We start from the raw sequence: 22,546 nt of genomic DNA on the forward strand, positions 1-22,546 counted from the left end.
TCGACGGGGCTGACGGCCGTCGACGGCGCTGACGGCCGCGGCGGCGCCGTCAGTCCTGGGAGGACGTCACACCGCGCTGCTCCTCGGCGAGCATGGACGCGACCCGGTCGCGCAGCACGTTCTTGCGGACCTTGCCGACCGGGGTCATCGGGAGCTCGTCGATCACCACGAGGCGCTCCGGCAGCTTCTGCACGGCGATCTGCTTGCTCCGGAGGAAGTCGGTCAGGTCGGACAACGAGGGCTCGTCGTGACCGGGGGCGACCACCACGAAGGCGCACGAGCGCTCGCCGAGCCGTGGGTCCGGCATCGCGACGACGGCGACGGTGCGGACCGCGGGGTGCTCGCCGAGCAGGTCCTCGACCTCGCGCGACGAGATGTTGATGCCGCCGCGGATGATGATGTCCTTGATGCGGCCGCTCACCCGCACGAAGCCGTCCGCGTCCATCACGCCGAGATCGCCCGAGCGCGAGAACCCGTCGGGCGTGAACAGCGCGGCGGTCTGCTCCGGATCGCGGTAGTACCCGAGCATGTGGGACGGGCCCTGGTACGCGATGTCGCCGCTCGTGCCGGCGGGGACCTCGACGCCGTCCTCGTCGACCACCTTCACGACGGAGTCCGCGAGGGCCCGGCCGTCCGAGAGCACGGACTTCTCGGGGGCGTCCTCGGGCGCGCACAACGCGGTCGTCATGTTCTCGCTCCGCCCGTAGAGGCTGAGGATCTGGCACGACGGGAACATCGCGCGCGCGGACTGCACGACGGCACCCGGGATCGGCGCGCCGGCGCACACCCAGTACCGCATCGAGCTGAGGTCGTGGCGCTCCGGGTCGAACGCCTCCATCACGGTCGTCAGGAACGTCGTCGACGTCACGGTGATCGTGCAGCCGTACTCGCGGATGCGCTCGATGCCCTCGTCCGGTGCCCAGACGGGCATGAAGTGGGTGCCGCCCCCCACCATGAGCGGCATGAGGAGGCCCGTGATGAGCCCGGTGGAGTGGCTCACGGGCGACGGGTTGAACATCACGTCGCCCTCGTCGACGTGCAGGCGCTCGTTGAGCAGGCGTGCGGCCGCGTGGATGGTGTTGAAGGTGTGGAAGCAGCCCTTCGGGCGGCTCGTGGTGCCCGAGGTGTAGACGACGAGGCAGCCATCGTCGGGGCCCGCGGTGTCACCGAGCGACGCGTCGAGCTCGTCGAGGTCGCCCTCGGCCGCCAGCGACGCGAGGTCGATCGCGCCGTCGAGCGCGTCCGGGTACTCGGCCCGGGCGACGACGACGTGGTCGAGGGTCGGGATCCGGTCCTTGAGCGCGGTGAACATGGCGAGGTGGTCGAAGCGGTGGAACACGTGCGGGCCGATCACGACCTTCGCCTCGGAGTGCTCGAGGACGTAGCCGACCTCGTCGTGCCGGAAGATCGGCATCGTGGGGACGAGGATCGCGCCGAGCCGCGAGAGCGCGACGACGATCGTGGCGAACTCCGCCCAGTTCGGCATCTGCACGACGACGCGGTCGCCCCGTTCCACGCCGAGGCCGCGCAGGCCGACGGCGAGGCGGATGGCGTCCTCGCGGAGCTGCCCGTACGTCAGCGTGAGCGTGCCGTCGGTGACGAACGTCCGCTCCGGGTGGGCGTCGGCACGGTCGCGGACGATGTCGATGAGGACCCCGTCCTGCCAGTCGCCGTTCGCGTAGTACCGCTCGACCTGCTCCGCCGTGTAGTTCCCGAGGGCGCTGCTCGCTGACATCGTGCTCCTGTTCCAACGTGGTGCCGCTGCTGGTTCGGAGACGGGTCGGGTCCGGATCGGGTTCGCACGGGACGCTCGGTCGTGGTCCGGCTCATCTTCGGCCGCTCGTCAGGCTAACAGCAGGGTGCGCCAATGTCCGACGGCCCTAGACTCGCCTGCGACGCGGGGTGCCTCCATCGAGCGAGGCTGAGAACAGACCCGTCGAACCTGATCTGGTTAGTACTAGCGAAGGGACGTCATCCGTGGCATCTCCATCTGTCCCACTCGACCCGTCGGCGCTCGCAGCGGCGTTGGACGGTCTCCGCCACCGCCCACCACTCGTGCAGTGCCTGACGAACATCGTCGTCGCACAGTGGACGGCGAACGTGCTGCTCGCGGTCGGCGCCGCGCCCGCCATGGTCGACAACCCGCACGAGGCCGGGCCGTTCGCCGGGGCCGCGGGCGGCGTGCTCGTGAACCTCGGCACCCCGCAGGAGCCGACCGTCGAGGCGATGACGGCGGCGGTGCTCAGCGCCGCGGAGCACGGGACGCCGTGGGTCCTCGACCCGGTCGCCGCGGGCGGGCTCGGATGGCGCACGGGCGTCGCCATGGACCTGCTCGAGCACCGGCCCTCCATCGTGCGCGGGAACGCATCGGAGATCATGGCGCTCGCGGGCGGCGCGGGCGGCAAGGGCGTGGACGCGACCGACAGCCCGGAGGCGGCGCTCGGGTCGGCGGAGGAGGTCGCCCGCCGCTTCCACACGGTCGTCGCGGTGAGCGGACCCACCGACCACCTCACGGACGGCGACCGGACCGTCCGACTCCGCAACGGGCACCCCTGGATGACGCAGGTCACCGGGGTCGGCTGCGCACTGGGGGCGCTGATGGCCGCGTTCGCGGCGACGGGATCCGAACCGCTGCTCGCCGCGTCCGCGGCGACGGCGGTGCTCACCGTGGCCGCGGAGCAGGCCGCCCCGCTCAGCCGCGGGCCGGGCACCTTCGCGGTGCAGTTGCTCGACCAGCTCGCCTCGATCACGTCGGCCGAGGTCGCGGACCGGGTCCGGCTCGTATGAGCGCCTCCCGGTCGTCCGACCTGTCCCTCTACCTCGTGACCGACACGCGGATGTGCGGGGCGAGGGGTGTCGCCGACACCGTCCAGGAGGCCGTGGGTGCCGGCGTCACGGCCGTGCAACTCCGAGACCACGATGCATCCGACGACGAGTTCGTCGCGATGGGCCGCGCGGTCGTCGCCGCCGTCGGCGGGCGGGTCCCCGTGCTCGTCGATGACCGGGTCGCACTCGTGCGCGCCATCGGAGCCGACGGCGCGCACGTGGGGCAGTCCGACCTGCACCCGGTGCTGGCACGACGTCTGCTCGGACCGAGCGCACTCATCGGGCTCTCCGCCCTGACCGTCGCCCACGTGCACGCGGCGGAGGCGATGGGGCCGGGCGTCATCGACTACCTCGGCGTCGGTCCGGTGTGGCCGCAGAGCACCAAGCCGGACGCCGCCGAGCCCTGCGGACTCGACGGATTGCGTGCCGTGGTCGATGCCAGCCCCTGGCCGTGCGTCGCCATCGGCGGTGTCGACGTCGCCCGTGCGCCGTCGGTCCGGGCCAGCGGTGCCTCGGGGATGGCCGTGGTCAGTGCGATCTGCGGTCGCCCCGACGTCGCGGCAGCCACGTCCGCGCTCAGAGCTGCTTGGGGGAGTGGTGCCCGATGAGGCCACCGGTCGCCCTGAGCATCGCCGGCAGTGACCCGTCCGGCGGGGCGGGGATCCAGGCGGACCTGAAGACCTTCAGCGCGCTCGGCGCGTACGGAACGACCGTTCTGACCGCCTTGACCGCGCAGAGCACCACCGGCGTGTACGGCGTGCACGAGGTGCCCTCGTCCTTCGTCGCCGAGCAGCTGCGTGTGCTCATCGACGACGTCCGCGTCGACGCGGTGAAGATCGGCATGCTCGCCACCGCCGGGACCATCGACGTGGTCGCCGCGTTCCTCCGGGTGCCACCGTGCGACGTCGTCGTGCTCGACCCGGTGATGGTCGCCACGAGCGGTGACCTCCTGCTCCGTCCCGACGCGGTCCACGCCATGACGGAGCTCCTGCCGCTCGTCTCGCTCGTCACGCCGAACATCGCGGAGGCCGCGGCGCTGCTCGCGACGGCGCCCGCCACGTCCGTCGACGCGATGTGCGACCAGGCACGCGAACTCGTGCGCCGCGGTGCTCGTCGCGTGCTCCTCAAGGGCGGACACCTCGACACCGGAGACGAGGTCGTCGACGTCCTCGCCGATGCGTCGGGGGTCGAGTGCCTCCGGAGCCCGAGGATCCCGACGGAGAACACCCACGGCACGGGGTGCAGCCTGTCCTCGGCGGTCGCGGCACTGCGGCCGCGACGGGGTTCGTGGGCGGAGGCGGTCCGTGACGGCCGGTCCTGGCTGCAGGACGCGCTCGCGGGCGCCGACGTGCTCGACGTCGGACAGGGCCACGGCCCTGTCCACCACTTCGTGCACCTGTGGGACGAGCGATGAGCTTCACGGACGAGGTCTGGGAGACCGTGGCGCCGATCCGCGACGCGGTGGACGCGCTCCCGTTCCTCGTGGCGCTCGAGCGCGGTTCCCTCCCGAGGGCGACGTTCCTCCACTACCTCGAGCAGGACGCGGCGTACCTGGGGGTGTACGCGAGGGTCCTGGCCGCCGCGGCGACTCGAGCCGACGACGCCGCTGACCTCGCCTTCTGGAGCAACGCCGCCGCGAACGCGGTCGCCGTCGAGCGGCAGCTGCACGCCTCGCACGGTGTGGACGGCTCCTCGGTGGCCCCGTCACCGACCTGCGTCGCGTACACGTCGTACCTGCTGTCGCTCACGGCGTCGTCGTCGTACCCGGTGATCGTCGCGGGCCTGCTGCCGTGCTTCTGGCTCTACGACGACGTCGGACGCCGGTTGCGGCACCGCGTGGGCGACCTCGACGGCCATCCGTACGGGGACTGGATCGGGACCTACGGGGATCCGGGCTTCGCCGCGGTCACCGCCGAGGCCCGCGACGTGGTCGACCGTGCCGCGGATGCAGCCTCCGCCCACCAGGTCGAGCAGATGCGACAGGCGTTCACCACGGCGTCGCGCTACGAGTGGATGTTCTGGGACGCCGCGTGGCGGCACGAGGTGTGGCCGGTGTGACGGGCGTCGCGGCGGATGGCTGCAGCAGCCCGGCACCGACGGGGGGCGACTCGTGCGGCGCGGCCGCTCGCGCGCGCCGCGTCAGGTCAACGGCTCGGTGCGCGCGGCGTCCGCGGCCCTGAGGAAGGTACTGACCTTGCCCGTACCCGCGTAGTACGGGTCGCCGTCCCCGCGCTCGTGGCGGCGGCGGCTGTACTCGTAGAGCACCGCGAGTTTCCAGTTCGCGAGCACGACGTACCACCGGAGGTGGTCGAGGGGAGCGCCGGTCGCATCGGCGTACCGCGCCACGAGCGTGCGAGCGTCGGGGAACCCGGGGGCACTGCTCGCCGCGCCGAGTTCCTGCACGGGCGTCGACGGGCCCCCGGGCCCGGACCAGGACGCGACGAGGTACCCGAGGTCCACGAGGGGATCACCGACGGCGGCGAGCTCCCAGTCGAGCACGGCCGCGACCCGCGGGGCGTCCGGCGCGAGCAGCAGGTTCCCGAGTCGGTAGTCGTTGTGCACCAACGCGGCCCCCGACTCGGCCGGCGCGTGCTCGACCAACCACGCGTCGACGTCGGCGAAGGCGTCGGGCGGGGAACCGTCGGGCTCGGCGACGAGTCGTGCGAGGCGGTCCCGCTGCCGGAGGTTCGCGCCGTCGGGTCGGCCGCGGAGTCCGAGCGTGTCCCACGGCAGGCGGTGCAGCGCGGCCAGCCGGTCCACGAGGTCGTCGGCGAGTGCGGCGCGGGCGGCGGGCGTCGACAGCCCCTCGGGCAGGTCCGTCGTGACCACCGGACCCGCCACGTACGACATGGCGAAGCACGGCACGTCGAGCACCGTGCCGGCGTCGGCCGTCGCGAGCACGCGTGGCACGGGTACCGATCCGCCGGCGTGGCTGCCCACCGCCGCGATCACGCGGGCCTCGCGGAGGACGTCGTTCGCGCCGGGGGGCGTCGGCGGTGGGGGTGGGCGTCGGACCACGACGCGCTGCCCGGCGTCGTCCTCGACGAGCCAGGTGACGTTGGCGTGGCCGTCGCCGATCGGCCGCACCGACACCCGCGAGTCGGTCAACCCGGCGTCGGCGAGCCACCGCCCGAGGGCCGCGGTCGTCGTCGCGTCGACGGCGGTCCCGGTTCCCGCGCCGGTGGTCCCGGCGGTCGCACCGTCGCTCACGCGTCGTCCCCGCGCAGGTGGGCGAAGTAGTCCGTCGGCCACTCGACCTCGAACTGCCCAGCGCCCCGCTCGCCGTCGATGCGCGCCACGCACCCACCCTCGAGCACGGTCGTCCCGGTCCGCTCGTCGGGCAGGTGCAGCACGCCGAAGACGTCGAGGTCGAGCGTCGTCGTGCCGCCCTCGACGTCGTGCAGGACCGCGTGGAGTCGGCGTTGCTCGTACCCGGCGCCGTAGGTCGTGTCGTCCTCGATGCGCGACACGGGCACCGGCCGGCCGTCCCGCAGGACGTACCCGGCGAACCCCCACCGCCCGGCGGCGATCCACGTCCACCCGTTCACCGCGCGCCCGGAGGGCGTGTACGCCACGAGCCACTTCCAGTGCTGGGGCGCACGCCAGTCCCGCAGACCCCACGAGTGGTCGCGGTGCCCGATCGGCCCGAGCTCGAACGCGTGGTCGTCCGCGCGCACGTGACCACGGACGGCACCGGTCTGCTCGATGCGGTCCTCCGCGAACCAGGACGGCAGGCCGTCGGGGGCGTCGCGGAAGCTGAAGGCCTCGTGCAGGGCCGTGAACGTCAGGTCGAGCTCGATGCGGTCCGTCCGCACGACGACGTCAGCCGTGCGCAGCGGATCCCGGTGCCGGACCGTGAGACCGCCGACGGTGAAGTCGTCGAGGTCCATGGCCTCGGCCACGCGCCCGCCGCCGAACTCGCGCACGGTCGGCGCGGCGTCGCCCCACACCGCCACGTTGTAACCCGCCGCCCCCGTGCCCGTGACGAACAGGTACACCTGCACCGCCAGTCGTTCCTCGGGCAGCACCGTCTGGTAGAAGACGCTGTCCCGCATGCGCGCCCCGGGTGCCGGTCGGTGCCGCAGGTCATCCGTCGGCAGCAACGCTCGGGAGGCCCGGAGCACGTCCGCCCCGCCGCTCGCCGCAGCGCTCACGCCCGGTCCCCGAACGCCTGCCGGACCGCGACCTCGTACGACGGGGTCTCCCCGGCCCTCCCGAGCGATCGCTTGCCGATGCGCGTGCCACGGCGGTCGGGGGCCGCGTACGCCGTGGCGAGTGCGACGGCCTCGGCCTGCAACGCGCCCACGGCGTCGTCGGCGGTGGTGTCGACGATCCGGTCGAGCAGCCCGATCGCCAGGGCTTCGTCCGAACGGACGACCCGACCGGTGAACGCCAGCTCGGCGGCCATGCCGGGGCCGACGACGCGGGGGAGCATCCACGACGTCCCGAGTTCGCCGATCGAGAAGCCGACCTTGACGAACGCCGCGTTGAAGGAGGCACGCCGCACACCGAGCCGCACGTCGGCCGCGAGCGCCAGGGACAGGCCACCACCGGACGCAGCGCCGTTCACCGCGGCGACGACCGGGAACGGCAGGTCGTGGAGCGCCTGGACGGCCTCGCTCGCGGTGTCCTCGATGTCGAGGAACGCCGGGACCGTCGTCGCGCGCAGGGCCGGGAGCGCGGCGAGGTCGTACCCGGCGCAGAACGCGCGGTCGCCGGCGCCCGTGAGCACGAGCGCGCGCGTGCCGTCGCGCCGCAGGTGCCGCGCGGCCTCCCCGATCTCGCGGAAGACGTCGGCGTCCACGGCGTTCATCCGCGTGGGGTTGTCGATGACCAGGCGGCTGACACCGGCGTCGAGGTGCTCGAGACGGATGCCCTGCCAGGGGTGCGCGTGTCCGGAGCCGGTCGCGCCGCTGCCGGGCGTGCCGTTTCCGTCCGGGACCGTCGGCAGGCCCGTGCTGTCACCAGCGACGGTGCTGCCGGTCGTGCGTTCGGTGGAGTTCGGCGTCATCGGTTCGAGAACGACGCCTGGCGCTTCTCGAGGAACGCCTCGAGCGCTTCCGCCATGTCGGACGTCCGGGTGAGCAGGGTCTGGCCGCGGTTCTCGAGCTCGAGCGCCGCGTCGTACGACGGGACCTCGAGGTTGGCCTGCATCGCGCGCTTCGACAGTCGGACGCCCGCGGGGGAGTTCGCGGCGATCGTCCGCGCCAGCTCGAGCGCGGCGGCGTCGACGTCCGGCACGACCCGGTTCACGAGACGCAGGGCGGCGGCCTCGTCGGCGTCGACCGCGCGGGCGGTGAACGCGAGGTCCGCCGCGACCGCGGGGCCCACCAGTCGGGGGAGCAGCCACGACACGCCGTACTCGCCGGTGGAGGTGCCGAGTGCGGTGAACGACGCCTGGAACACCGCGTCGGGTCCGGCGAGCCGGATGTCGGCGACGAGCGCGAGTGCCAGGCCCGTCCCGGCGGCCGGTCCGCCCACGGCGGCGACCACGGGCACGCGGAGGGCGCGGATCGCCGCGAGTGCGTCGGCGGTGCGCTCCTGTCGGTCGAGGTCGTCCGGGACGGTCGCGTCCGTGCGGTCCGCGGACTCGGCGACGTCGTGGCCCAGGCTGAACGCGGATCCCGAGGCGCCGATCACCAGGACCCGGACGTCGACGTCGGCACGGACCGCGTCCGCCAGGTCCTCGAGCGCCTGGACCATCGCGACGTCCAGCGCGTTGCCGGCGTCGGGTCGGTCGAGTGTGGCGACGACGACGCCCGGCGCGGGGCGCTCGACGCGGACGGGCGCGGGATCGGATCCAGGGCTGCTCACGGGTCGAGACTAGCCCGGCCACGGGAGGCCCGAACGGGGGCGCGGCGCCCCTGTGGACGGCGGCCTAGGGTGTCCACATGCGCAGGCGTCGGGGTGGCATCGTCGGGATCGTGCTCGTGGTGGCGTACGCGGCGCTCCGCTTCGGGTTCCTCGCGTACCGGGAGCACGAGGACGGCATGTCGACCGTCGGGATCGTCGAGAGCCTGCTCGTCATCGCGCTCGGGGTGTTCGTCCTCATCGAGGTGATCCTCGCCGTGCAGCACGCCCGCACCCGCGCCCGTGAGCGGGTGCTCGCCGAGCGGCACCCCGGTGCGTTCACGGCCCCCGTCCTCGTCAAGCGCGGCACCGCGGCCGAGGTCGACCGCGCTGCGGGCCTCCTCGACGTGCGACCCGAGCGGCGGGCGCCGCGGAGCGCGGCGGGGACGCTCGTCGCCGACCAGCACGGGATCGGCCTGTACGTCGGTGGCGGGACGCCGACGCTCCTCCTCGGGGTCCCGCGCGCCGCGGTCGGTCAGGTGGGCACGGGGACCACGTCCTCCGCCAACCGCTACGGCGTCGGCACGGTCGAGGCGCTCCGGGTCGTGGTCGACAGCGGCGGACGCTGGACGACCGTGGACCTCCCGGTGTACCGGCGGGTGGTCGGGTTCTCGGTGGCGCTCCACGACGACGCACTGCGCGAGGTCGTCCGCTCGGTCGCGGCGGCGGCGCAGGTGCCGCTCGACGCCCAGGTGCGCGGCTGACCCGTCCTCGAGCCCAGCGTCGAGGCCCGTGTCGCGGCGGCGTCAGGCCGGTCGGATCTCGTCCGACCGCCCGAGCAACCGTGCGTGGAACGCGGTCTGGGCGAGCGCGGACGCGAGCAGGTACCCGGCCATCGACGCGATGCCCCCACGGAACGGCACGTGCGCGGCGACCTCGAACAGCGTGGGACGGTCGAGCGTGTCGAGTGCCGCGGCGACGTGCTCGCCCCGTTCCCGCCGGTGGTCGGCGAGCGTCGCGGCCCGGGCCCGCACGTCGCGGAACCGGTACTCGTGTCCGGGACACACCTCGAGCTCCGCGAGGTCGGCGAGTCGGTCGAGCGACGCCAGGTAGTCCTCGAGCGGGTTCGTGTCCGTCCGACCCCCGAGCCCCAGCCCGGAGTTGATCCGCGGGAGCACGTGGTCGCCGGTGAACAGGAGTCCGTCCGGCGCATCGACGAAGCACAGGTGTCCGGTCGTGTGGCCCGGCGTCCACAGGGCCCGGAGTTCGCGCCCCGCGACCGGCAGGACGTCCCCGTCCTCCACGAGCAGGTCCGCCTCGACGTCCGGGAGGCGCCGCCCCGTTCCCCAGGCCCGCACCAGGCCGGCGCGCAGCGGCCCCGGCACGCCCCAGCGTGCGATGTCCTCGTCGTCCCGCCGACGGTCCTCGTCCTGGTGGCGGATCGCTCGCGCCTCCGCCGGGTGCATCGCGACCCGCGCGCCGGAGGCGTTCCGGACGGCCGCCGCCGCGCCGAGGTGGTCGACGTGCAGGTGCGTCACGGCGACGAGTCCGACGTCGTCGAGGGTCCGACCGATCGTGGCGAGGCCGTCCCGGAGCACCGCGAGCGTCGGCTCGGTGCCCCAGCCCGGGTCCACGACGACGAGCGACCCGTCGGCGGCCTCGAGCACGTACGTGAGCGTGGAGTCGGGGATGCCCGCGGCGAACGGGATAGCGAGGGTCCAGACGCCGTCCCGGACCTGCTCGACGGGCGGCAGGGTGCCCGCGGCGAACGCCTCGGCCTGCAGGGTGCTGACGGGGGTGGGCGGACTGGTCGGCGCCGGGGTCGTCACGACGGCAGCCTAACGGCGCGTCCTCGGCGCGACCGCGGGTCTCAGCCCAGCGAGCCCCCGAGCCGCGCCAGTTCGCGCTCGGCCTCGGCGAACTCCGCTCGGGCACGCTCCCGGTACGGCGCGAGCGCGGAGACGGTCTCGGCGAGGGTCGTGCTCGCGGTCACGGTGTGGACGTCCATGCCGAGTGCGGTCCCGAGGATCAGCTCGAGCACGGGCGTTCCGTGGTCCCAGCCCTCGGTCGGGGTCCCCGCGTCGTAGGCGCCACCGCGGGTGACGACCACCACCGCGGGACGCCCGGCGAGCGGGCCGGTCGACCCGGCGTCCGGCACGAGCACCCCGGGCAGGTGCACCCGGTCGATCCAGGTCTTCAGGGTCGACGGCAGCGAGTAGTTGTACAGCGGCGCCCCGACGAGCAGGACGTCCGCGGCGAGCAGCTCGTCGACGACGGACTGCAGGAGCTCCTGCGATCCGGCGGGGACGTCCGCGCCGGGCCGGCGTTCCGCGGCCGGCCAGTGCAACGCCGATGCCTCGAGGTGGGGGAGCGGGTGCACGTGCAGGTCCCGGTACGTGACGGTGTGGTCGGCACCACGAGCCCGCCAGGCGTCCGCGAACACCGCGGTGAGGGCACGGGACCGCGACGCGGCGAGGTCGGCGGACGAGTCGAGGTGCAGGAGCGTGGGCATGGTCGCCACGCTATCCGGCGGTCGGGTCGGACGGGGGCGGGGTGGCCGGCACGGACGGACGGAGGACGTACTCGAAGGCGGCGCGAGCCCGGTCGGCGTCCGGCGGCTCGCCCGAGATGAGGTCGGCGTACGAGAACGACTCCGAGATCCGGACGAGCAGCGATGCCACCTCGCGTGCCGACAGTGGCGCGGGATCGAAGCGCGCCGCGGACGATTCCTCGTCGATCAGGGTGGTGACGACCGCGACGAGCCGGCGCTGCACGTCACTGTCCGTGGTCGTGAGCAGTCGCAGCGCGCGCGAGGGCTCCCGCGTCAGGAACACGCGGAAGTACGGCGCCTCGATGAGGTCGGCCGTGAACCGGGTCAGCACGCCGACGATCCGGGCGGCACCGGTGGTGGTCACGGCGCGGTCGGCCGCGTCGAGCGTCGGCACGGCCAGGGACCACAGCACCTCGGACAGCAGCTGGTCCCGGTTGCCGACCCAGCGGAACAGGCTCGTGCGGTCGACGCCGAGCTCGGCGGCCAGGCGGCCCATGTCGATCCGCTCGCCGTCCACGAACCGGTGTCGCGCGGAACGGAACGCGCGGAGGGCGTCGGGATGGGCCTCCAGACGCGCGGAGAGGGTGCTCGGGACGAGCGCCGTGCCGTGCTGGCCGAGCCGCGCCTCCCGCATACCGTCCACCACCGGAGCCTACGCGTGTTGCAACGTTCCGCAGAACGATGCACGATGGGGGTCATGTCAACGACGACCCCCGCCGCCGCTGCACCGCTCGACACGACCGAGCGCGTGCAGCGGGCCCACCTCGAGGCCGACTTCTACCGCTTCCAGGACGACCTCACGGACGTCGAGCGCGAACGCGTCCTGGCGCTCCGCGCGTTCATGGAGGACCGGGTCGCGCCGATCGCCGACCGCACGTGGGCGGACGCGGAGTTCCCGACGCACCTCATCCGGCCGCTCGCCGAGACCGGGGTACTCGGATCCGGGATCCCGTTCGTCGCCCGGTTCGAGAACTCGGCGGTGTACCGGGGGTGGGCGGCGCTCGAGATGGGCCGGGTCGACGCGGGCATGGCGACCTTCGTCGGCGTGCAGTCCGGCCTCGCCATGAACGCCATCGCCGTCGCGGGCAGCGAGGACCAGCAGCGCGCATGGCTGCCGCGCATGGCCACCGGCGAACTCGTCGGTGCGTTCGGCCTGACGGAACCGCGCTCGGGGTCGGACTCGGCCCGCGGTCTCCGCACCACGGCCCGACGCGAGGGCGACACCTGGGTCCTCGACGGCGAGAAGCGCTGGATCGGCAACGCGACGTTCGCCGACGTCGTCGTGATCTGGGCCAAGGACGTGGCCGACGGGCAGGTCAAGGGCTTCCTCGTGACCACGGACTCGCCGGGGTTCACCGCCACGAAGATCGAGGACAAGATCTCGCTCCGGACGGTGCAGAACGCCGACATCGTGCTCCGCGACGTGCGTGTCCCCGAGGAGCGGCGGCTGCAGCGTGTCCGGTCGTTCCGCGACACCGCGGCGGTGCTCCGGCTCACCCGGTGCGAGGTCGCGTGGCAGGCGATCGGCATCGCCGTCGGTGCGTACGAGGCCGCCCTCCGGTACGCGCGGGAGCGCGAGCAGTTCGGCAAGCCGATCGCGCGGCACCAGCTGGTGCAGGACCTCCTGGTCCGCTCGGTCGGCAACATCACCGCCTCGATCGCGCTGTGTACCCAGGCGTCGGCGCTGCAGGACCGCGGCGATCACCGCGACGAGTTCTCCGCGCTGGCCAAGGCGTTCGCGACGGCGCGGATGCGCGAGACCGTCGGCTGGTGTCGCGAGGTGCTCGGCGGCAACGGCATCGTCCTGGGCGCGGGCGTCGCGCGGTCCTTCGCCGACGCCGAGGCGATCTACTCGTACGAGGGCACCCGTGAGATGAACACGCTCATCGTGGGACGTGCGATCACGGGGCACGCCGCGTTCGTGTGACCGCTGCCGCCCGGCGTCCTCATCCGAGCAGTTCCGGCCGCTCCCAGGCCTCGCCGAGCACGTGCTGGGCGAGGAACGCGAACACCGTCTCGTACCAGACCTTCGCGTGCTGCGGCGTGAGGATCCAGTGGTTCTCGTTCGGGAAGTACAGGAACCGGTGCGGCATGGTGCCGTCGGGGTCGGCGTGGTGCTCGGCCAGCTCCGACCAGAGCCGCAGCCCCTCGCCGATCGGCACGCGGTAGTCCTTGTCGCCGTGGATCACGAGCATCGGTGTCGTGATCGCTTCCACGGACCGGTGCGGGTCGTTCTCGGCCATGCCCTCGGCCGTGAAGATGGACTGCCAGTAGTACGACGCGTCGGTGGTGCCGGCGAACTGGTCGAGCGCCCAGAGGCTCGCGTGCGTGACGATCGCGTCGAAGCGGTCGGTGTGCCCGGCGACCCAGTTCGCCATGTAGCCGCCGAAGGAGCCACCCATGGCCGCGGTGCGGGTCTCGTCGACGTCGGGCCGCGCCACGACGGCGTCGGTGATGGCGAGGAGGTCGGTGTAGGGCGCCTGCCCCCAGGCGTTCCAGCCGCGCGCGATGAACTCGAGGCCGTACCCCGTGGACAGCGCCGGGTCCGGCAGCAGGACCGCGTAGCCCCGCGCCGCGGCGACCATGGCACTCCACCGCCAGCTCCAGGCGTTCCAGCTGCTGAGCGGTCCACCGTGGATCCACAGCAGGAACGGCGCGGGCGCGTCGGCCGACGCGCCCGGCGGCAGGACGAGCCAGCCGCGCACGCGCGTGCCGTCCGCGGTCGTCGTCTCGACCTCCTCGACGCGGCCCGGCACCGCGGGCAGCGGCGCGGGGGTCGGCAGGGCGGTCACGGTGCCGTCGGGGTCGATCCGGACCGGGTGCAGCGGCGCCGCCCAGGAGGACCGGAGCGCGACGACGACGCCGGTCGCCCGGTCGACCGCCACCCCGGTGTACGCGTGCTCGTCCGTGGTGCGCTGTTCGACGGCGCTCCCGTCGAGCGGGATCCGGAACACCGGCGCGCGGCCGTCCTGGTCCGCGGTGGCGATGAGGGCGCGGTCGTCGGCGTCGAACACGAACTCGTTCGCCCAGCGGTCCCACTCCGTCGCGATGCGTCGGGCGTGGCCGCCGTCGAGGTCGGCCACCCAGATCTCACGGTCGGCGGGCCCGGCCGGGGTGTCCCGCGGGGCGCGCACCCAAGCGATCGTCGTGCCGTCGTGGCTGACGGCCGGCATCTCGTGGAACACGTCCGGCTCGTCGAACAGCGTGGTGCGCTCGCCGGTCTCGGTGTCGATCGCGACGAGCACGGCCCGGACACCGCGCTGCTCGTGCACCGTGAGGGCCGCCACGAGCGTGCGGCCGTCCGGTGTCAGCGCCTGCCCGGCCGTGTCGGCGGAGCGCCCGGGGAACGGCGTGAGGTCGCGCGGGCGCGGGAGGTCCGCGGGGTACTCGGCGGTGACGGCGACCGGTGCGTCGGCCACCGCGACCTCGTCCGGGGCTGCGGTGCCCGGTGCGACGGGAGCGTCGAGGGTCTCGTGCAGGTCGCCGAGGTCGAGCGCCAACAGGTGCGGCTCGTCGGGTCCGAGGTCGTGGTCCCAGAAGCGGACCGGGTGGGTCTCGTGCAGGATCGCCGCGACGGCGTGCTCCTTCCGGGCCGCGCGGAGTTCGGCGTCGCGTTCGAGCAGGCGCCCCTCGGCGTCGTTCGCACCCGGGAGCAGCCCCGCGCTGATGACCACGGTGTCGGCCTCCCGCGCGGTCGCCGCGATGCCCGCACCACCGGCGAGTCGCGTGACCGCCCGGGCCTCGCCGCCGGCGGCGGGCAGGAGCCACACCTGACCGGCCTCGGTGTCCTTCGCGGCGTCGGCGTCCGGACGGGCGGAGACGAACAGGACGTCGCCGTTCCGGGTGAACGCGACGCCGCTCTCGCCCTTCGCCGAGCGGGTGAGCCGCACCGGCACGCCCTCGCCCGACGTCGGCACGGACCAGATCGAGCGGGTGTACCCGGTCCGGTCGTGGTCGAGCGTGCTCACCGTGAGCGCCACGCGCGTGCCGTCCGGCGACAGCGCGATGCCGTCGACACGGGGGAGCGCCACGAAGGCGTCGAGGTCGGAGAACGGTGTGGCGTCGTCGTTCGGCATCCACCCACGCTATCGGAGGGCGGCGACACGGCCTCGGAGTCGGCCGATCGGACCGAGCGCCAGCGGACCGATCGCTCAGCCGACCCAGAAGTCGCGGACGCGCGCGGCCACGGCGGCCGCCTGCGCCCGACCGGCGTGCGCGGCGGGGGCCCGGGTCGACAGCGCCAGGACGTTCGTGCCGTAGGCGGCCTGGCTCGTGGCGTCCGCGACGACCACCTCGACGGCCGAACCGTCGTGCCGCAGACCGGCCACCGCGCGGTCGAGCCACGGACCGGTCGGGCTCGGGTCCTCCGCGCGGCAGGCGATGACGAGCACGCGCTCGTACCCCACCGCGGCGTCCGCGTTCGTCCCCGAGCGGGCGCCGCCGTCGACGTACGGGCGGCCGTCGACGGTCACCGGGGACCACACGAGGGGCACGGAGCAGCTCGCCGCGATGGCGCGGGTCAACGGGACGCCGTCGGCGGCGGTGAGCACCCGGAACGACCCGTCGGTCGCGTCGACGGTGGTGATGCCGAGGGGCGCGTCCGGCCACGTGTCGGCGGGGAACGTCGCGCGGAACGAGGCGATGCGTTCCTCCTGGCTCTGTCCCGACGTCACGGTGCGCGCGAGGCGACCGATGCGGGCGCGAGCGTCCTGGTCGCCCGTGGCGCCCTGGAGCGCGGCCACGAACTGCGCGCCGATCGCGGCCCAGTCGGGCGAGGCCGGTTCCTCGTAGTCCCACGGCACGTCATCGACCTGCTGACCGTAGGCGTCCGCGACGCCACCCGTCCGGAGCAGGGTGCCCACGACGCTGCCGGCGCTCGTCCCGACCACGAGATCGGCGTCGGCGAGCGGGATCCCGGCCTCGAGCAGCCCGCTCAGGAGCCCGAGCTCCCACGCGATGCCGGCGACGCCACCTCCGCCCAGGACGATCGCGGTGTGCTGTGGGCGGTCGGTCAGGTCCGGCAGGTCGGTCACCCCTCTTGCCTACCGCATCGTCCTCGGGGAGTCCGGAGCGTCGACCGGCGGGCGCGTGCCGGAGAGCGTGAGTACGTTCGGCGACACCGGCCCGCGTGGTGCGGGCCCGTCGACACCAGGGAGGAACTCCATGCGTCATCCGGGAACCACGGCGGCGACCACCGCAACGACCCTGCTCCGCGTCGCCCTCGGGGCGGTGCTCGTCGCGCACGGTTCGCAGAAGCTCTTCGGGGCGTTCGGCGGTGGTGGCATCGAGGGCACCGCGCAGGGCATGCACGCGATGGGCTTCCGGCCGGCGAAACCGCACGCCGTGCTCGCGGGACTCGGTGAGGCGGGGTCGGGAGCGGCGCTCGTGCTGGGGCTCGGGACCCCCGTGGCCGGTGCCGGCGCGGCGACGACCATGGGCACGGCGGCGAGCATCCACGTGCCGAACGGGTTCTTCAACGCCGACGGCGGGTTCGAGTTCCCCGCGTTCCTGGGATTCGCCGCGTCGATGTTCGCGCTCGGTGGGCCGGGAGCGGTCTCCCTCGACCACGCGACCGGGCACGTGTTCGACCGCCCGTGGATGCGCGGCCTGGCCCTGGCGGCCGTCCCGGTCGCGATCGCCGTGCAGGTCACGCGCCGGAAGCGGGCGCTCGCGGCGGACCAGACCGAGCCTCCGGCGGAGAGCACGGCCGAGACGCCGGAGGCGGCGGGGTCCTCGGACCCCGAGGAGGGCTGACCGCGCCCCGCCTCACTCGGGCTGGACGTCGACGAGCACCTTGCCGACCGCGTCGTGCTCGACGGCGTCGTGCGCGTCGGCCGTCCGCTCGAGCGGGAACCGCGTGATCGGGAGGCCGTGCTCCTCGCCGACGGGCAGTGCCCCGTCGCGCAGGGCCGCGGTGACGTCCTCGACCGCCGCGCGGAGCGCCACCTCGCCCATCGTGTAGAGCAGGACGAACTGGTACCGCGCGTTCAGGGCCATGTTCGGCCGGACCTGCAGCGTGGCCTCGTCGCCCCCGTTGTTCGCGTACATCGCGATGACACCGCGGGTGGCGAGCACCTGCGCGTCGAGGTCGGCGTTCTGCGGGATGGCCACCTCCACCACGACGTCGACGCCGTCCGGCGCGAACGCCCGGACCTGGTCCGCGGCGTCGTCGTCGTGGTAGTCGACGGTCGCGTGGGCGCCGGCCGCGGTCGCGAGTGCTGCCTTCGCGGGGCTGCTGATCGTCGAGACGACACGGGCACCGGACCAGGCGGCGAGCTGGATGGCGGCGTGCCCGACGGCACCCGCGCCACCGGCGACGAGCACGGTCCGTCCCGCGAGCGCCCCGGGACCGAGACGTGTCGGCCCGTCCTCGTGCACGGTGAGCGCGCGGTGCGCGGTCAGTGCGGGGACCCCGAGCGACGCGGCCACGTCCCAGTCGACGCCGTCGGGCAACGCCGCGACACGCTCCAGTGGCAGGACGGTGTACTCCTGCGCGGTGCCCGTCGGACGCTGCTGCGCGGAGAGGAAGGTCCAGACACGGTCACCGACCACCAGGCCGTCGACACCGTCGCCGAGGGCGTCGACCACGCCCGCGCCGTCCTGGTTGGGGGTGACCTCGGGGAACGGCAACCGAGACCCGTCCGTGCCGCCGCGCCGCGACTTCCAGTCGGTCGGGTTCACGCCGGAACGGACCACCCGGACGCGGACCTCGCCCGGGCCGGGCTCGGGGACGTCCCGCTCGACGAGTTCGAGGACGGAGGGGTCACCGGTGTGGGTGTAGACGATCGATCGCATACCGGCAGGCAACCACGCGGACGCGCCCGGTGTTCCGGTGGACCCCGGGTCGACCGTCAGCGTTCGTCGTACGCCGCGCGGGCCGCGAGGACGTCGTCCATGTGGCCGGTCGCCCAGTCCTCGAGCCCGGCGAGCACGGTCCGGAGCGACCACCCGGCATCGGTCAGGGCGTACTCGACGTGCGGCGGGATCTCCGGGAACACCGTGCGCGTGACGAGGCCGTCCCGCTCGAGCGCCCGCAGCGTCTGCGTCAGCATCTTCTGTGACACGCCGTCGACCCGCCCCGCGATCGCGGAGTACCGCCGTGGCCCGTCGACGAGCGCCCCGAGCGTGAGGACGGTCCACCGGTCACCGATGCGGTCGAGCAGTTGCCGGGTGGGGCAGTCCCGCGCGTACGGGCTGTACGCCTCGTGCCGTGGTGCGTCCGTCGTGGTCATCGTCCCCGCTCCTCGCCGTGCACCCGCGAGGTGCCCGCTTCCCCGAAGAGAGTAACGCCCTGATGGTGCGGTTCCAGACGGGTACACGACGGACGGGAGGGACGGGGCGGCTCCGCCCCGTCCCTCCCGTCCGTCGGCCCCCTAGTGCTGGCCGACGATGGCCGGGAGCGGCAGGTGGTGCCGCAGGCGGACCTCCAGGTGCAGGCCGCCCCGTCGAGCGAGCACGACCGCGATGACCGCGGCGGCGATCGCGGGCACCCCACCCGCGACGACCATGCCGACGTGCGCACCGAAGCGGTCGACGATCTGCCCCATGACCGGCCCGCCGATCGCCTGGCCGCCGAGCAGCACGAGCACGTACAGCGACATCACACGGCCGCGGATCCCGATGTTCGACGACATCTGGACGAGTGAGTTCGACGCCGTCTGGAACAGCAGCTGCGCCATCCCGACCGCGACGAGGATGAGCGCGAACGGCGCGATCATCGGCGCGGCGCCGGCGAGGACGAGGAGCAGCCCCGTGATGCCGACGCCGCCGACGATGGTCCGCAGTCGTACCACCGCACGCCGCGTCGACAGGAGCGCGCCGGTCAGCGCGCCGATCGCGACCATCGAGTTGAACACGCCGTAGCCGCCGGCCCCGACGTGGTAGACGTCCGAGGCGAACGCGGACAGGAGGACCGGCATGGTCAGCGCGAACACCGAGAAGAACGCGACGAGCACCACGGGCACGATGATCGTCGGCTTCCGGATGGCGTAGCGGAGGCCCTCCTGCAGCTGCCCCTTCGACGGCGGCACGGCCGGCATCCGGTGGAGTTCGGAGACGCGGAGGAACCCGAGGGTCACCACGACCGCCGCGCAGGCGATGCCGTTGATGCCGAACGACCAGCCGGCCCCGACCGCGACGAGCAGGATGCCGGAGAGCGCCGGGCCGATCATGCCGCCGAGCTGGAACACCGACGAGTTGACGCTGATCGCGTTCCGGAGGTGCTCCTGTCCGACGATCTCGGTGACGAACACCTGCCGCGCCGGATTGTCGATCACGGTGACGAGCCCGACGACGAACGCGATCACCCAGATGTGCCAGGCCTGCACGACCCCCGCGAGCGTCAGCGCCGCCAGCACGCCGCTGAGCAGCGCGAACGACGCCTGCGTGAGCATCATCAGCGCGCGCTTCGAGTAGCGGTCCACGATGACGCCGCCGAACAGGCCGAACAGGAGCATCGGGGCGAACTGCATCGCGACGGTGATCCCGACGTCCGCCACGGAGTGCGTGAGCTGGAGCACGAGCCAGTCCTGCGCGACGCGCTGCATCCACCCGGCGGTCATCGCGACCAGGTTCGTCGCCGTGAAGAGCCGGAAGTTCGGTACCGACAGGGCGATGAGGGTGTGTCGCCACGGCGGGCGGGTCGCCAGGACGGGGAGCGGCTCGGTCGGCGGGTAGAGGGTGGACGAGGACGAGGGGGCGCTCACGGTTCTGGGGCTCCGGCGATCGGTGGCGAATGCTGTTCATCTTCGAAACTAATCGCCGGGACCCATTGCCGAGGGCTATCGTCCCTATCAATCCATTGCGTTCCGTGATGACCACCGCCGCGACCACCGGGGGAACTGTTGCTCGATCCGATCCTGCTCCGCACGTTCTTGACGGTCGCGGAGACCCTGAGCTTCACGCAGGCCGCGGGCCGACTCGGCATCAGCCAACCCACGGTCAGCCAGCACGTCCGGAAGCTCGAGACCGCGGTGTCCCGGACCCTCCTCGTCCGGGACACGCGAGGCGTGGCGCTCACGGACAACGGCGACGCCATGGCCGGTTTCGCGCGCACGATCCTCGCCGCACACGGGCAGGCCGACGCGTACTTCTCGGGCCAGGCGAACCGCGGGCGTCTGCGCTTCGGGGCGGCCGACGACCTCGCGATCACCCAGCTGCCCCGCATCCTCCGCGACTTCCGGCGGCTCCACCCGCACATCAACCTCGAGCTCACGGTCAACCAGTCGGGTCCGCTGCTCCGGCGGCTCAAGGCCGGTCAGCTCGACCTCGTGTTCATCAAGCAGACCGCCGGGCAGCCCGCCGAGGGCACGCGCGTCGCGAGCGACCAGATGGTGTGGATGGCCCAGGACGGCATCGCGCTCGAGCCGAACGAACCCGTGCCGCTCATCGCCTACCAGGCGCCGAGCATCAGTCGCCAGATGGCCATCGACGCGCTCGAGGCCGTCGGCCGCACGTGGCGGATCACGTGCAACACGCGCGACGTCAACGGCGTGCTCGCGGCGGTCCGAGCGGGCATCGGGGTGGCGGTGTTCCCGCACTCCCTCATCCCGGCCGACCTCGTCAAGGTGTCCCAGCGGCTGGTGTTGCCGGACCTCCCGGCCGTCGACTACGTCCTCATGGCGAACCCGGCCGCCGGTCGCGGGCCGGTCGACGCGTTGACGAACGCGATCCTCAGCCGCGGCGTGATCCGCGCGGTCTGACCCGCGCGATCCGGTCGTCCGGTCGGATCCGCGGCGTCACCAGGTGACGGACGTCGCGCTGCCGGTCCCGGTCATCGTGCCGAGGTCCGGCAGGTGCAGCCCGAGGGTCGGCGCGAGCGCGCTCGCGAGGCCGACGAGCAGCACGGCGCTGCCAGCGATGCCGAACACGAGTCCGACGAGCGAGAGCAGACGGGTCCACGACGCAGCTGCCCGTGCCCGCAGCACCATCACGGCCAGACCGATCGCGAGGCCGCCGAGCACGAGGGCCACGACGTGCACCTGACCCGCGGCGAGCAGGAACCAGGCACCGACCGCGAGCGTCGCGAGGCCGGCGACCACCGCGAGCGCGGCGGCGGTGCCGGGGCTGACGGCCGGGCGTCCGTCCGGCCCGTCGGTCCGGGAGGCTCGTGCCGCGTCGGTCCGGGAGGCCCGTGCCGCGTCGGTCCGGGCCCCGGCCCGGCGGGGCACGCCGGCGTCGGATCCGTGCGGTTCTCGGCTCCCGACGGGGGCTGCGCGGTGGAGGCCGTGCGCTCGCTCGGTCCGGGCACCGCGGCGACCGGACCGACCACGTCGACCGGCGAGGGACACGGCCGAGGCGGCGGAGCGAGCGAACACGACGGGCTCGTCGATGCCCTCGCTGCCCCGGTGGTCGGGCGTCTGCGCGGCCGTCGCCGCGGGCTGGTCGGCGGTACCGACGGCCGGAGCAGGCTGCTCCGGGGCGGTGCGTGCGGCGGCCGTCTGCTTCTGGGCGGCGCGCTCTGCCGTCGCGGTCTGCTTCTGGGCGGCGCGCTCTGCGGCGGCGGTCTGCTTCTGCGCTGCCCGTTCCGCTGCCGCGGCCTGCTTCTCGGCAGCGGCGGCACGACGCCGGTCCCGCGCGGTCGGGGCCGGGGGTGCCGGAGCCGGGAACGGCGACGCCGGAGCGGCGGGGTCGACGGTGTCGGGCGTCACGAGGCTCGTCGTCCCGGGCGGGATCGGTGCGGCCTGCGGTGCGGGAGCGCCCGTCGGAGTCGCCCACGCCGGTGCGACCGGCGTCCCCGGGACGGGCCTGGGGGCCCCGACGGGTCGGGGCAGGTCCTCGTCGACGGGGCCTCCGACCACGAGGTACTCGAGCCCGGGCACCGAGAACCGCGGCTGACCCGGCCGGGGTTCGACCGGCCCTTCGGCGGCGTCGGTCGTCCGTCGCTCCGTCGGCTGCGGCGTGACGGGGCGCGGCCCACCCGGGGTCGCCACGATCGGCGACCCGGACGTGGCGGGGCGGACGGCACCCGCGACGCCGACGCCGGGCCTCCCGGGATCCGGGACCGGGACCTGGCCCGGGCCGCGACCCGATGCGGTCCGGCCGGTGGGACCGGCGTGCTGCTCGCCGGTGGGGAGCGGGGACGTGACGTGAGCGTCCGCATCCGATGCGGTCGCGGAGCCGTGCCCGGCAACGGTCGCGGTGAGGGATGCCGCGAGGTCGGGTACGGGCGGCGCGGTCGGGTCGGAGGTGCCCGGACGGACGGTCGCCGCGATCCGCGACGCCGTGCCGGACGCCGCGTGACGGCGGGCCGCCTCGATCGCGCCGGTGTCGACCGTGGGGGAGAGCGGCGCGGGGGGCAGGGGGGCTCGCGCGGTCCGCGGACGACGAAGCGGATCAGCAGGAACCGTGCGTGCGGCGGGAACGGGCGTCGTCGCACCC

22 protein-coding genes and 1 riboswitch are annotated in these 22,546 nt (G+C 73.9%); of the genes, 8 read left to right on the top strand and 14 right to left on the bottom strand.

Annotated elements, in window-relative coordinates; translation table 11 throughout:
* Positions 1 to 49: 49 nt before the first annotated feature.
* On the bottom strand, positions 50 to 1,735 hold the full coding sequence (locus DEI81_RS00630; RefSeq protein ID WP_111008580.1) for an AMP-binding protein: 1,686 nt from the start codon (positions 1,733 to 1,735) through the stop codon (positions 50 to 52).
* Positions 1,736 to 1,888: 153 nt separating this feature from the next.
* A riboswitch (TPP riboswitch) is annotated at positions 1,889 to 1,986 on the top strand.
* Between DEI81_RS00630 and thiM the strand changes: the two genes are divergently transcribed.
* From thiM to DEI81_RS00650, 4 genes are all read left to right on the top strand, one after another.
* Complete coding sequence (gene thiM / locus DEI81_RS00635) at positions 1,978 to 2,787, top strand: hydroxyethylthiazole kinase (protein ID WP_111008581.1); 810 nt, start codon at positions 1,978 to 1,980, stop codon at positions 2,785 to 2,787. Its footprint overlaps the riboswitch before it by 9 nt.
* On the top strand, positions 2,784 to 3,434 hold the full coding sequence (thiE, locus tag DEI81_RS00640) for a thiamine phosphate synthase (RefSeq protein WP_111008582.1): 651 nt from the start codon (positions 2,784 to 2,786) through the stop codon (positions 3,432 to 3,434). The genes thiM and thiE overlap by 4 nt, the downstream gene beginning before the upstream one ends.
* Positions 3,431 to 4,240, top strand: coding sequence for a bifunctional hydroxymethylpyrimidine kinase/phosphomethylpyrimidine kinase (thiD, locus tag DEI81_RS00645; protein ID WP_111008583.1), 810 nt, complete (start codon positions 3,431 to 3,433; stop codon positions 4,238 to 4,240). The genes thiE and thiD overlap by 4 nt, the downstream gene beginning before the upstream one ends.
* Entirely contained in the window at positions 4,237 to 4,884 is a 648-nt protein-coding gene (locus DEI81_RS00650; protein ID WP_111008584.1) for a TenA family protein, read from the top strand. Before thiD ends, DEI81_RS00650 begins: the two co-directional genes overlap by 4 nt.
* 81 nt (positions 4,885 to 4,965) lie before the next feature.
* Here DEI81_RS00650 and DEI81_RS00655 read toward each other — a convergent pair whose 3' ends face one another.
* From DEI81_RS00655 to DEI81_RS00670, 4 genes are read right to left on the bottom strand one after another with little or no spacing between them, the layout of a single operon-like run.
* Positions 4,966 to 6,036, bottom strand: a complete 1,071-nt coding sequence (locus DEI81_RS00655; RefSeq protein ID WP_111008585.1) for a phosphotransferase family protein — start codon at positions 6,034 to 6,036, stop codon at positions 4,966 to 4,968.
* The gene (locus DEI81_RS00660) at positions 6,033 to 6,980 is read right to left on the bottom strand and encodes a hypothetical protein (protein WP_111008586.1); all 948 of its coding nucleotides are present in this window, start codon (positions 6,978 to 6,980) and stop codon (positions 6,033 to 6,035) included. The genes DEI81_RS00655 and DEI81_RS00660 overlap by 4 nt, the downstream gene beginning before the upstream one ends.
* Positions 6,977 to 7,837 (bottom strand): enoyl-CoA hydratase/isomerase family protein, encoded by an 861-nt coding sequence (locus DEI81_RS00665; protein ID WP_111008587.1) that lies wholly within the window; start codon positions 7,835 to 7,837, stop codon positions 6,977 to 6,979. Before DEI81_RS00665 ends, DEI81_RS00660 begins: the two co-directional genes overlap by 4 nt.
* Positions 7,834 to 8,640 (bottom strand): enoyl-CoA hydratase/isomerase family protein, encoded by an 807-nt coding sequence (locus DEI81_RS00670; protein WP_111008588.1) that lies wholly within the window; start codon positions 8,638 to 8,640, stop codon positions 7,834 to 7,836. The genes DEI81_RS00665 and DEI81_RS00670 overlap by 4 nt, the downstream gene beginning before the upstream one ends.
* Before the next feature lie 77 nt (positions 8,641 to 8,717).
* Here DEI81_RS00670 and DEI81_RS00675 point away from each other — a divergent pair, with 77 nt between their 5' ends.
* A complete protein-coding gene (locus DEI81_RS00675; protein ID WP_111008589.1) occupies positions 8,718 to 9,380 on the top strand; it encodes a hypothetical protein in 663 nt (220 codons plus the stop codon).
* Between the two features lie 42 nt (positions 9,381 to 9,422).
* Here the strand turns inward: DEI81_RS00675 and DEI81_RS00680 are convergent, their stop codons facing one another.
* Genes DEI81_RS00680 through DEI81_RS00690 form a run of 3 tightly spaced genes read right to left on the bottom strand, consistent with a single transcriptional unit; the run spans position 9,423 to position 11,801 of the window.
* On the bottom strand, positions 9,423 to 10,445 hold the full coding sequence (locus DEI81_RS00680; protein ID WP_111008590.1) for an MBL fold metallo-hydrolase: 1,023 nt from the start codon (positions 10,443 to 10,445) through the stop codon (positions 9,423 to 9,425).
* A gap of 41 nt (positions 10,446 to 10,486) precedes the next feature.
* A complete protein-coding gene (locus DEI81_RS00685; protein WP_111008919.1) occupies positions 10,487 to 11,128 on the bottom strand; it encodes an FMN-dependent NADH-azoreductase in 642 nt (213 codons plus the stop codon).
* A gap of 10 nt (positions 11,129 to 11,138) precedes the next feature.
* Positions 11,139 to 11,801: a QsdR family transcriptional regulator gene (locus DEI81_RS00690; protein ID WP_181435303.1), complete on the bottom strand. Its 663-nt coding sequence runs from the start codon at positions 11,799 to 11,801 to the stop codon at positions 11,139 to 11,141.
* Between the two features lie 63 nt (positions 11,802 to 11,864).
* Between DEI81_RS00690 and DEI81_RS00695 the strand changes: the two genes are divergently transcribed.
* Positions 11,865 to 13,094 carry an acyl-CoA dehydrogenase family protein gene (locus DEI81_RS00695; protein ID WP_111008921.1) on the top strand — a complete coding sequence of 410 codons (1,230 nt, stop codon included), beginning with the start codon at positions 11,865 to 11,867 and terminating at the stop codon, positions 13,092 to 13,094.
* 19 nt (positions 13,095 to 13,113) lie between these two features.
* Here the strand turns inward: DEI81_RS00695 and DEI81_RS00700 are convergent, their stop codons facing one another.
* The gene (locus tag DEI81_RS00700) at positions 13,114 to 15,243 is read right to left on the bottom strand and encodes a prolyl oligopeptidase family serine peptidase (RefSeq protein ID WP_111008591.1); all 2,130 of its coding nucleotides are present in this window, start codon (positions 15,241 to 15,243) and stop codon (positions 13,114 to 13,116) included.
* A gap of 75 nt (positions 15,244 to 15,318) precedes the next feature.
* Positions 15,319 to 16,200: a patatin-like phospholipase family protein gene (locus DEI81_RS00705; protein WP_258368393.1), complete on the bottom strand. Its 882-nt coding sequence runs from the start codon at positions 16,198 to 16,200 to the stop codon at positions 15,319 to 15,321.
* A 130-nt stretch (positions 16,201 to 16,330) separates the two neighbouring features.
* Between DEI81_RS00705 and DEI81_RS00710 the strand changes: the two genes are divergently transcribed.
* On the top strand, positions 16,331 to 16,921 hold the full coding sequence (locus DEI81_RS00710) for a DoxX family protein (RefSeq protein ID WP_111008592.1): 591 nt from the start codon (positions 16,331 to 16,333) through the stop codon (positions 16,919 to 16,921).
* A 12-nt stretch (positions 16,922 to 16,933) separates the two neighbouring features.
* On the opposite strand, the gene DEI81_RS00715 is transcribed toward DEI81_RS00710, so the two are convergent.
* The 3 genes from DEI81_RS00715 to DEI81_RS00725 form a co-directional block, all read right to left on the bottom strand.
* Positions 16,934 to 17,962, bottom strand: a complete 1,029-nt coding sequence (locus DEI81_RS00715; RefSeq protein ID WP_111008593.1) for an NADPH:quinone reductase — start codon at positions 17,960 to 17,962, stop codon at positions 16,934 to 16,936.
* A 56-nt stretch (positions 17,963 to 18,018) separates the two neighbouring features.
* Complete coding sequence (locus DEI81_RS00720; protein ID WP_111008594.1) at positions 18,019 to 18,399, bottom strand: helix-turn-helix domain-containing protein; 381 nt, start codon at positions 18,397 to 18,399, stop codon at positions 18,019 to 18,021.
* A 141-nt stretch (positions 18,400 to 18,540) separates the two neighbouring features.
* Positions 18,541 to 19,872, bottom strand: coding sequence for an MFS transporter (locus DEI81_RS00725; RefSeq protein ID WP_111008595.1), 1,332 nt, complete (start codon positions 19,870 to 19,872; stop codon positions 18,541 to 18,543).
* Positions 19,873 to 20,010: 138 nt separating this feature from the next.
* On the opposite strand from DEI81_RS00725, the gene DEI81_RS00730 reads away from it, so the two are divergent.
* Positions 20,011 to 20,868, top strand: a complete 858-nt coding sequence (locus tag DEI81_RS00730; protein WP_111008596.1) for a LysR family transcriptional regulator — start codon at positions 20,011 to 20,013, stop codon at positions 20,866 to 20,868.
* A 36-nt stretch (positions 20,869 to 20,904) separates the two neighbouring features.
* Here the strand turns inward: DEI81_RS00730 and DEI81_RS15905 are convergent, their stop codons facing one another.
* On the bottom strand, positions 20,905 to 22,098 hold the full coding sequence (locus DEI81_RS15905) for a hypothetical protein (RefSeq protein ID WP_146243974.1): 1,194 nt from the start codon (positions 22,096 to 22,098) through the stop codon (positions 20,905 to 20,907).
* Positions 22,099 to 22,546: the final 448 nt, after the last annotated feature.

Origin of the sequence: Curtobacterium sp. MCBD17_013, assembly GCF_003234565.1 — a bacterium.
GTDB lineage: Bacteria > Actinomycetota > Actinomycetes > Actinomycetales > Microbacteriaceae > Curtobacterium.

Excerpts from the sequence above, each read along its gene's own strand:
- thiE (WP_111008582.1), top strand. The coding sequence starts at position 2,784 with ATGAGCGCCTCCCGGTCGTCCGACCTGTCCCTCTACCTCGTGACCGAC.
- DEI81_RS00675 (WP_111008589.1), top strand. The coding sequence starts at position 8,718 with ATGCGCAGGCGTCGGGGTGGCATCGTCGGGATCGTGCTCGTGGTGGCG.
- DEI81_RS00650 (WP_111008584.1), top strand. The coding sequence starts at position 4,237 with ATGAGCTTCACGGACGAGGTCTGGGAGACCGTGGCGCCGATCCGCGAC.
- DEI81_RS00665 (WP_111008587.1), bottom strand. The coding sequence starts at position 7,837 with ATGACGCCGAACTCCACCGAACGCACGACCGGCAGCACCGTCGCTGGT.
- DEI81_RS00630 (WP_111008580.1), bottom strand. The coding sequence starts at position 1,735 with ATGTCAGCGAGCAGCGCCCTCGGGAACTACACGGCGGAGCAGGTCGAG.
- DEI81_RS00695 (WP_111008921.1), top strand. The coding sequence starts at position 11,865 with ATGTCAACGACGACCCCCGCCGCCGCTGCACCGCTCGACACGACCGAG.
- thiD (WP_111008583.1), top strand. The coding sequence starts at position 3,431 with ATGAGGCCACCGGTCGCCCTGAGCATCGCCGGCAGTGACCCGTCCGGC.
- DEI81_RS00720 (WP_111008594.1), bottom strand. The coding sequence starts at position 18,399 with ATGACCACGACGGACGCACCACGGCACGAGGCGTACAGCCCGTACGCG.
- DEI81_RS00715 (WP_111008593.1), bottom strand. The coding sequence starts at position 17,962 with ATGCGATCGATCGTCTACACCCACACCGGTGACCCCTCCGTCCTCGAA.
- DEI81_RS00710 (WP_111008592.1), top strand. The coding sequence starts at position 16,331 with ATGCGTCATCCGGGAACCACGGCGGCGACCACCGCAACGACCCTGCTC.
- DEI81_RS00685 (WP_111008919.1), bottom strand. The coding sequence starts at position 11,128 with ATGCCCACGCTCCTGCACCTCGACTCGTCCGCCGACCTCGCCGCGTCG.
- DEI81_RS00690 (WP_181435303.1), bottom strand. The coding sequence starts at position 11,801 with ATGCGGGAGGCGCGGCTCGGCCAGCACGGCACGGCGCTCGTCCCGAGC.
- DEI81_RS00700 (WP_111008591.1), bottom strand. The coding sequence starts at position 15,243 with ATGCCGAACGACGACGCCACACCGTTCTCCGACCTCGACGCCTTCGTG.